This is a genomic window from Photobacterium sp. OFAV2-7 (genome assembly GCF_022347985.1).
In the GTDB taxonomy this organism is placed as follows: domain Bacteria; phylum Pseudomonadota; class Gammaproteobacteria; order Enterobacterales; family Vibrionaceae; genus Photobacterium.
On sequence record NZ_JAKRFQ010000150.1, the window covers coordinates 1 to 7673 of the forward strand.

The 7673-nt window shown below is 47.5% G+C and carries 8 protein-coding genes; 7 read left to right on the forward strand and 1 reads right to left on the reverse strand.

What is annotated here, in order from left to right; genetic code table 11:
- Positions 1 to 162: 162 nt before the first annotated feature.
- Entirely contained in the window at positions 163 to 717 is a 555-nt protein-coding gene (locus tag MHN01_RS10385; protein WP_239411287.1) for a TetR/AcrR family transcriptional regulator, read from the reverse strand.
- A 279-nt stretch (positions 718 to 996) separates the two neighbouring features.
- Between MHN01_RS10385 and MHN01_RS10390 the strand changes: the two genes are divergently transcribed.
- The 7 genes from MHN01_RS10390 to MHN01_RS10420 all read left to right on the forward strand — a co-directional run.
- On the forward strand, positions 997 to 1512 hold the full coding sequence (locus tag MHN01_RS10390) for a cytochrome c (protein ID WP_239411288.1): 516 nt from the start codon (positions 997 to 999) through the stop codon (positions 1510 to 1512).
- Positions 1513 to 1568: 56 nt separating this feature from the next.
- Positions 1569 to 2198, forward strand: coding sequence for an FKBP-type peptidyl-prolyl cis-trans isomerase (locus MHN01_RS10395; protein WP_239411289.1), 630 nt, complete (start codon positions 1569 to 1571; stop codon positions 2196 to 2198).
- 51 nt (positions 2199 to 2249) lie between these two features.
- A complete protein-coding gene (locus MHN01_RS10400) occupies positions 2250 to 3725 on the forward strand; it encodes a reductive dehalogenase (RefSeq protein ID WP_239411290.1) in 1476 nt (491 codons plus the stop codon).
- A 12-nt stretch (positions 3726 to 3737) separates the two neighbouring features.
- On the forward strand, positions 3738 to 4022 hold the full coding sequence (locus MHN01_RS10405; protein ID WP_239411291.1) for a hypothetical protein: 285 nt from the start codon (positions 3738 to 3740) through the stop codon (positions 4020 to 4022).
- A 245-nt stretch (positions 4023 to 4267) separates the two neighbouring features.
- Positions 4268 to 5506 (forward strand): 4Fe-4S binding protein, encoded by a 1239-nt coding sequence (locus MHN01_RS10410; RefSeq protein WP_239411292.1) that lies wholly within the window; start codon positions 4268 to 4270, stop codon positions 5504 to 5506.
- A gap of 2 nt (positions 5507 to 5508) precedes the next feature.
- Positions 5509 to 5739 carry a hypothetical protein gene (locus tag MHN01_RS10415; protein ID WP_239411293.1) on the forward strand — a complete coding sequence of 77 codons (231 nt, stop codon included), beginning with the start codon at positions 5509 to 5511 and terminating at the stop codon, positions 5737 to 5739.
- 9 nt (positions 5740 to 5748) lie between these two features.
- Positions 5749 to 7673 (forward strand): 2-oxoacid:acceptor oxidoreductase family protein (locus MHN01_RS10420; protein WP_239411294.1); only part of this gene is annotated, 1925 nt, incomplete at its 3' end.

Below are 7673 nucleotides of genomic sequence, written 5' to 3' on the forward strand. Positions count from 1 at the left end.
TTGCCGAGAAACAGCCATTTGATACAGCGATTGCCAACTACAAGCAGCAAGTCCAACTAGAAAGTAAAGCGCCTTAAAATCAAGCTTGAAGCCAGGTTAGTTACAACGATTAAAAAAGCGCCGCATCAGTAACGAGCGGCGCTTTTATTATTATCAACAATATTACTTTTTAAGTGCAATCGGTATTAGCTTTTCAACAACCGCTCGATGCGAGTGGGCCTCTCCTTGCATCGTCCCGCCCCAGGCAAGATGGCAAAGAAAAGTTTGCGCGCGCACTTCCTGCTCGCTCTCATCAAAGCCTGCATCGGCAAACACCTGACGGATCACTTCCATTCGCCGTTGGTAGATACGCTCAAACATCGCCAGTGCAGAGTCGTCATGCGCAGCCCAGGCACGGATAGCCAGCTCATACTTCAACAGTTTTTTTTCAATTACGATCTCTGTAATAGCCTGCAAACGCTGAGCGGGTTCAAGTTCCATCAGTCTCTGATTTTCAGTGATCACCAGGTTGAACTCCGATGCCCAGTAATCCAGCATATGATCCAACAGATCTTGTCGATCTTTAAAATGCCAGTAGAAACTGGTCTTCGCCACACCTACTGTCCGCGACAGACTGCTTATCGTCAGCTTATCCACTCCTTGAGCAGATAACATCTTTAATCCTGCTTCCAGCCACTCTTCTTTTGAAAAACGCTGACGTTTCACTTTTTCCGCCATCTTAATGTCCATACCCCAAAAGTGGTTTTTGCTCTAAATCAATAAAACATCTGTTTTCAGATTGAATGCTACGTTTTTTGAACTGCCTCTATGTACCGCACGGTACATAGAGGGTACTATTCTTATCGCTATGTACCGACCGGTACTTAAATTAATTGGTAAGCGAACGAGCCCATTATCCCTGATTAGTTGCAGATGGTTAACCCATTTCTCAACACCATAAACATTCTATGGGCCAAAAGCTTTCCCCTGTAAGCAAGCAGTGAGGAAACCCTTAAGATGAAAAAGACTGTTCTTTCTCTCACCCTGGCAGCCACCGCATTCTGTGGCTCTGCCGTGGCAAAGAAAATGCCCGATCCCTACAGCGAGGCCGAACCAGCCATTCAAGCTCGACAAGGCGTCCACCAGCTCATGGGCGCAACCCTGATGGATGCTGGTGCCATCGCCACAGGGAAAAAAGAATGGAACGGCTTCACTATCCTGAACCGTGTCGATGGTCTGGCTCAGCTATCTCAGGTGTACAACGACTTCTTTTTTGTTCCGGGGTCATTCGAGAAGAGCAATACCGTAGATGACCTGCTTGAGCGAAGAGCGGAATTTCAAAGCCAGTCAAAAGCACTGCAAAACGCAACTTTCGGCCTGCGTATGGCTGTGCGAAACCACGATCCTGCCGCCAGCATGAAAGGTGTTTTGACCACCATTAAAGCCTGCAACGCCTGCCATCAGAGCTTTATGAAGCCGGGGACGGAAATGATCTTACCGCTGCCAGCACTCGATGCTGCAGCTGCGCACTAATCACTACTGATTCAAACCGAGTTCAAAACCAACGTACAGAAACAAAGGCAATTCCCATGAAAGAGATTAAGCCAATATCCCTCGACACTGATGAACAAAAAGTCAGCTACGGCATGGGGTGGCAGTTTGGCCGCCACCTGCTGGCACACAATTTTGACGGTTTGGATATGGAAGCCACTTTCGCTGGTGTGTTAGACAGCTTCAACGAAAAAGAAGCACCAGTCACTGATCAGGAAGTAGAAACAGCATTCAAGACCATTGCTGCCCGTGTAGAAGTAGCGCGTCAAAAAGAGGCGGCAATACTCGCAGGTCGAAGCCAGGAGTTTATGGCGGAAAACGCCTTGAAACCAGGGATCATCACTACCGACAGCAGCTTGCAATACAAGGTGGTTGAAATGGGCGAAGGCCGCCAGGCCGGGCTTGTCGACAATGTGATTGTTCATTATCACGGCATGCTGATCACCGGCGATGTCTTTGACAGCTCTTATGAGCGAGGCGAACCAGCAGAATTCCCGATCCAGAGTGTGATCCCAGGCTGGACCGAAGTTTTGCAGATGATGCCTGAAGGTTCTAAATGGCGTGTTTACGTGCCAGCAGAATTGGCTTACGGCGAAATGGGAAAACCACCGAAAATTCCGGGGAATGCGGCTCTGATCTTCGATATTGAACTAATCCAAGTTGTTTAATCTTTTTTCAACATTTTTATATTCCCTTTTCTATAAAGAGAATGGTGCTTTATGACAAATCAAGTAGAAAACCAGAACGTGGCCGATCAGATAGACGACGATCTGCCGAACATGTCTCGCCGTGGTTTCTTTAAGAAAACCGTACTCGGCGGCGGTGCCGCGATGCTGACTGGCGGTGCCGTATTAGGCGCATCGAAAACATCCTTAGAGGGCTCGACCAATACGCCAGGGATCGAAGTTGACAAAGACTTTAAGCCTAAAGACCAGCGTGACGTTATGCTGTGTCATGCAACAAGCCCTTACCTGTCAAAGATCAGAAACCCTGAGCGTGCCGAGCAATATGCTCGCCTGTGGAAAAAAGATTTTAACTTTAATGATGCGATCCAGACATTCGAAAACCGCGATCACTTTGACAATAACAAAGTAGGTTACGGTCAGGCTGACCGCGCTATCGGCCACGCAGCCTGGTACCCGTTGGTGGTTGCTAAGTCTCGTGCTTCAGCCTTTACCCAGCCAAACACCCCAATGCACAGCTGGGACCAGACTGACGTCGTTGAGGAGCAATTTGACTGGGGAAGCGGCAAGCGGGCTGCTGACATGATCCGCTCTACCGCCCGCCTGTTTGGTGCCGTACGTGTGGGTATTGCCAAATTCGACAAGCGCTTTGTTTATGATCCGCTGTATGACGCGGTTGATGAGCGCACCCTTTCCTGGGAAAAAGACTTTCCGTTCAAGCCAAAATCGGTGATCGTTATCGCCACACCGATGGACTACGATAACGTTGCTACCGCACCGTCCTGGACTTCCGAAGGCGCAACCGGCAACGGCTATAGCGACATGGGTAAAATCGCCTGTCAGGTTGCCAAATTTATTCGCGGCTGTGGTTACAACGCCGTGGGGGCCGGAAACGATCTGGCCAACTCTGTCGCCTACGCTATTTTGGCCGGTCTGGGCGAAGGGGGCCGCAACGGCTCTTGTATCATGCCAGGTGTAGGTCCGCGAGTACGTATTTGTAAAGTCTTCACCAACATCGACTTTGAAGATGCTTACGATCAGCCTCATACATGGGGGATCCGCGAGTTCTGTAAGAGCTGTATGAAATGTGCCGAAGCCTGTCCTTCCGGTGCTGTCAGTAAAGATGTAGAGCCAAGCTATTACCCGACTTATGAATTTAGTGATGAGCCTGATTACACCTGGAACAACCATGTGGGGATCAAAAAGTGGCACTCCGATGCGAAACGTTGCTTTAACTTCTGGATGGACAACGATACTTCATGCCTGAACTGTGTCGCCAGCTGTACCTTTAACGAACCTGATTTCTGGCACCACTGGTTCATCATGGCGATTAACCCAATGATGCCGAAGTTCATCCACTCGTTTATGGCCGAAGCACACCCTGCCTTTGGTTACGGCGGTCAAAGCCGTACACCTATCCCGGTCAAGGTCGAGAAGTTCTGGGCATCCGGCGAAGGTATGCGTACCAACACATCCATGAAAAATAACATCGGCACAGCCGGTAAAGCCTAAGGAGAATAACTAATGGAAGCACTACAATGGTTCTCGCTGGGGGTTATCAGCATGCTGGCAATCAACGGCATGGTTTATGCCCAACAGGTGATCAGGCTTAAGTGGTACACCCTGCCGCTGCTGTTGATTGGTGTACTGGATATGCTGTTCGGTATTGCCTGGTGTGGCTCTTCATTTATCGAGGGTTATCCGCAATCAGGCGCGATGGGCCTGTCTATCTTCACCGGCTCTGGTTTGCTGTTAATTGTTATGACCTGGCGCCACCTGGTTGCGCCTGGCCTCAAAGCGGCAAAGTAATATCTATGAGGGTCAGCTATATTATTTAATCGGCAGTGCTGGCCCCTAATTATTTGCAATAAATAGAGACTATTTCTGAACGTTATAATTGATCTTTATCAATCGTCGCTTTTATAGGGTTATTTGTATCCGGAAAAGGCCTGTATCTACCTTTTCACCATTCACTGACTCACTACCATTGATGATAAATATTTTCGCTTGGGAACGTAGCAATAATAACTACTTTGCCCATTGGTAGATAAATTATGGCCAGAAAATCAAAAAGAAAATCTAATCAAATAATTGAGAAAATAGCCTCTATAGTTTCGATAATTATTCTTATCGCAGCTTGGTGGTTCGGCGGGGTAGAAATATCGCAGCGTCAGTTGGCAATGCTCGATTCATTAATAGAAAAAAATCAACAGCTAATCAAAGTAGAAGAAAACCTGTTCCAAATTGTTGAAGGTGAGGAAATCAAATCCTGGCTAGGCATCGGGACCGGTATTGGCTACGGTGGTGAGTTAAATATTGCATTAAAACTCGATACTAAAGGTAACGTTGAACAAGCCAGTCTTTTATCGATAAAAGATACATCGTCTTATGTCACTAAGGTGATTGAGAACGGCTTGGTTAACAAAATATTAGGAACAACCAGCCGCAATCTAATCCATGTTGATGGTATCAGCGGCGCGACACTCACCTCTAACGGTATTTTACAAGGGGTGAATGACGCAGCAGATCCTGTCAGGCAACAGATCTTTGATTATCAACTTAAAGAGCAAGCTAGCCCGTTAGATACGGTTGATGTCTTGGATGGGCTGGCCGTTATTCTGTTCGGTCTGGCGATATATATCAGCCGCTCCGACATCATTCACAAAGAAAAAATGCAGTGGGTACTAATGATAACGTCACTGGGCGTCTTTGGCTTCTACTCTGCTTCGCTGGTTTCATCCTCGACGATGGGCATTCTGATCTCGGGCTCCTGGACATCAGGCCTAGGTAACTACACCGCACTGGTTTTACTGGTACTGAGTATTGGCTATATATTGTTGTATAACAAAAACCTCTATTGCCAGATGCTGTGCCCGATGGGGATCACCCAACAGTGTTTGTCTAAACTGACCAACTCAAAAGCGATCAGCCTGAAGCATAAAGCCTTTCAGTGGTTCCCGCGTGTTCTATTGCTGACTACACTCGCATGCGGACTGTATTTCAGGAACCCGTCGGCATTTAGCTACGAACCGTTCGGCATCATGTTTGGCATGGTGGGTTCGCTGTACCTATTTATCCTAACGCTGTTGGTATTAATTACGTCTTTGTTTGTTCACCGCCCCTGGTGCAAAACCTTGTGCCCAATTACAGCGATGACAGATTACATCGTATTTCTCAAAGACTGGTACAAACAGGCAACCAAACCAAAGAGAAAAAAGAAAACTGCCAACACAGCTGTTAATAAGCGGCCAGCCGCTGAGCAACTTATCACAGTAAAAGTAGAGGAGGCATAACCGTGAGAAAGAAAATGCTAATCGCCTTCTATTGTATCGTTGCCGGCTTAATTCTATTGACCCTAAGAGATGACCTCAGCGCAACTTACTACGCAAACCGTTCTCAAGGTCCTCAGTATGTTTTCTCTTTAGAAACTCATATCAGTGATGAAAAAAAGGATGAGCAACTGCGAGAGAATATTCTTCAATGGGCCAAAGACTACGACTCATCAAAAACTGCTACGTATCAATAAGGAAAGGTTGTGACAAATCCAAACCGAGCAAGGTCTGCCTCTCTACAGTGTTGTAATGATATCCGTATCATGGATGGCAATGAAGCCGCGGCTTCTGTTGCCTATCGCTGTAATGACGTAATTGGCATCTACCCTATCACTCCCTCTTCCACCATGTCTGAGCACTGCGAAGAGTGGAGCAATAACAAGCAACCTAATTTTAGAGGTGTTGTTCCCAGCATCTACGAGATGCAGTCTGAAGGGGGAGCAGCAGGCCTTCTGCACGGCGCACTGAGTACAGGCTCTTTAGCAACGTCATTCACCTCCTCTCAGGGATTATTGTTAATGATCCCCAATATGTACAAGATCGCCGGCGAGCTGACGCCGTTTGTTCTACATGTGGCGGCCCGAACCGTCGCCACGCATGCGTTATCCATTTTCTGTGATCACTCGGATGTTATGGCGGTAAGGCAAACAGGTTTTGCAATTCTGGCCAGCAACTCGGTACAGCAAGCACATGACTTTGCCCTGATCGCACAAGCGGCAACACTAAAGAGCAGAATCCCTTTCGTGCATTTCTTCGACGGCTTCAGAACCTCGCATGAGCTCAACCATATTGACTACCTGCATGATGATGTTCTCAAGCAAATGCTCAACCCGCAGCTGATTGAGCAAAGCTATAAAAGAAGACTCACGCCTGACACGCCGAGCTTAAGAGGGTCTTCACAAAACCCTGATACCTACTTTCAGGCAAGAGAAGCGGTTAATAGCTATTACAATAAGTGTCCGGATGCGGTTATCGAAGCAATGGACAAATTCGCCCAACTCACCGGACGCCAATATAAGCCCTTTGAATACGTTGGTGATGAGTCAGCAACGCACTTGATTGTGGTAATGGGCTCCGCTTGCAGTACGGTGAAAAAGGCTGTTACCGCACTGCAGAACCAAGGCGAAAAAGTGGGTGTATTATGCGTCCACCTATTCAGACCATTTGCAGTTGAACATTGCATCAAGAGTATTCCAGCTAGCGTTGAAAGCATTGCAGTACTGGACAGAACCAAAGAGCCCGGGGCAATCGGCGAGCCGCTATATCAGGATATAGTGACGGCAATCAGCCATAGCTGGAGTGTGTATTATCAAACCGCCGAGCCGAACGTGTTTGGTGGTCGTTACGGGCTCTCTTCTAAAGAGTTCACGCCTAAACATGCTGAAACTGTATTCATTTCTCTTATAACCAATAGCCTCAGCCACAATTTTACAGTCGGCATCAAAGACGATATCACTCGTCTGTCATTACCTCCTTTACCGACGAAGTCCCAAGTTAAAGACTCTGCCTATCTCAGTGCCATGTTTTTTGGCCTAGGTTCAGACGGGACAGTGGGGGCCAACAAAAATACCATCAAAATTATCGGCAACGGCAGCAACTGGTTTACCCAGGGTTACTTTGTCTATGACTCGAAAAAATCAGGTGGGATGACCACTTCCCACCTGCGTTTTAATGACACCCCGATAGACGCGCCATACCTTATTGAAGAAGCTGACTTCCTTGGCTGTCATCAATTCAGCCTGCTAAAGAACAACGACGTGCTTGCCTGCACCAAACAAGGTGCAACGGTGCTATTCAATACAATATATTCGGCCGCTGAACTCTGGCACCAACTTGGACATAGAGAGCAGCAGCATATTGTCACTAAAGGACTCAAAGTTTACACCATTGATGCCACCAAGCTGGCAACCGAGCAAGGCATCAAGGGGCGGATCAACAACATTATGCAGCGCGCCTTTTTCCTGCTGACCAAGCTAATGGATCCCGACCAGGCGTTGGAGCTGCAAAGGCAGGTCATCACTAAGACCTACCAAAGCAAAGGTGAAGCTGTAGTACGTTCAAACTTAGCCGCAGTGGAAGATACAGAATATCATCTGCACACGGTTGTCATTGAGCCTGACAAGATGAA